2 protein-coding genes and 1 pseudogene are annotated in these 1,265 nt (G+C 67.8%); 1 reads left to right on the top strand and 2 read right to left on the bottom strand.

Annotation, left to right across the window (positions count from 1 at the left end):
• Nucleotides 1-328 (top strand): annotated as a pseudogene (locus tag ACFP9U_RS25130) (hypothetical protein); the annotation flags it as partial.
• Between the two features lie 67 nt (nucleotides 329-395).
• Here the strand turns inward: ACFP9U_RS25130 and ACFP9U_RS25125 are convergent.
• Together ACFP9U_RS25125 and ACFP9U_RS25120 are read right to left on the bottom strand one after the other, a co-directional pair.
• On the bottom strand, nucleotides 396-836 hold the full coding sequence (locus ACFP9U_RS25125) for an OsmC family protein (RefSeq protein ID WP_378625614.1): 441 nt from the start codon (nucleotides 834-836) through the stop codon (nucleotides 396-398).
• Between the two features lie 42 nt (nucleotides 837-878).
• Nucleotides 879-1,265 (bottom strand): FAD-dependent monooxygenase (locus tag ACFP9U_RS25120; protein ID WP_378625613.1); only part of this gene is annotated, 387 nt, incomplete at its 5' end.

Raw genomic sequence — 1,265 nt, 5'->3', positions numbered from 1 at the left:
CGGCGCGGTGGTCGAGGACGGCGCCCTGTGCGCCTCCTCCTGCCCGCTGGTGCTGGCCGGCGGCGTGACACGCATGGCCGGCCCCGGCGCCGTGATCGGTCTTCATCAGTTTTCGCCGGCCGGCAAGAGCGAGGCGGAACCGGATCGCGTGATGGCTGATACGCAGCTGACCACGGCGCGCATTGCGCGGCATCTGGAACGAATGGGGGTCAATCCGGCCCTTTGGCTGCATGCGCTCGACACGCCGCCGCGCTCACTCTACCACCTCAGCCGCAAGGAACTCAGCGCCTATCGCCTGACAACCGCTCCGCACGTAGCACCCAAATAGAAGCAGGCGCCCGGCCATCAGCGCGGGCGCCTGGAGATGGTAGCGGGGCTGACCGCCCCGGGGTCGGTCAGGAGAAGCGGGCGTCGAGTGTGACGTCGATGGCGCCGAGCGCCTTGGAAACCGGGCAGATCTCCTTCGCCTTGGCGGCGATCTCCTTGAACTGATCCTCGTCAAGGCCAGCCACCTTGCCGACCATGGTGATGGCGCTGCCGCGAATTTCGAAGCCGCCGCCTTCGGCCGGCTGCAGGTCGATCTCGGCCTTGGATTCCAGGGATTCGGCCGGCGTGCCGTTTTCCGCCAGGAGATGGGCGAGCTGCATGGCGATGCAGCTTGCGTGGGCGGCGGCGATGAGTTCCTCGGGGTTGGTGCCGGCGCGGCCGGATTCGTCCTCGAAACGCGCCTTGAAGCCCAGCGGCAGGTCGCGCAGGGCCTGACTCTGTGTCTCGACGAGGGTGCCGGAGCCCTTGGTGAGCGATCCGTTCCAGATGACGTTTGCGTAGCGTTTCATGCCGGTCTCCCTTTGCTGTGGCTGTTGCGTTGTGCTTGCGTTTCAGATCGCCTGACCCTGGAGCAGGCGCGGTGCCGTCCCGGTCAGGCCGGAAGCCTGCCGGACGAAGAAGCTCTTCATGCCGGGCATGCGGTCGACGAGGCCGAGGCCGACGTCGCGGACCGCGCGCAGCGGCGCGAAATCGTTGGAGAAGAGGCGGTTGAGCACGTCCGTGGTCATGCCCATCTGCACGGTGTCGAAGCGGCGCCAGCGCTCGTAGCGCTGCAATATGTCGAGTGCGCCGATGTCCTCGCCCAGCCGGTCCGCTTCCACCAGTACCTGGGCCAGGGCGGCGGCATCTTTGAAGCCGAGATTGAGGCCCTGCCCGGCGATCGGGTGGATGCCGTGGGCGGCGTCGCCGGCAAGCGCCAAGCGCGGGCGCACGAAGTC

The sequence above is a fragment of the Nitratireductor sp. GCM10026969 genome, assembly GCF_042660605.1.
Lineage (GTDB): Bacteria > Pseudomonadota > Alphaproteobacteria > Rhizobiales > Rhizobiaceae > Chelativorans.
The sequence above is the reverse complement of the archived record's forward strand: the minus strand, read 5'-3'. Positions and strand labels throughout refer to the sequence as shown.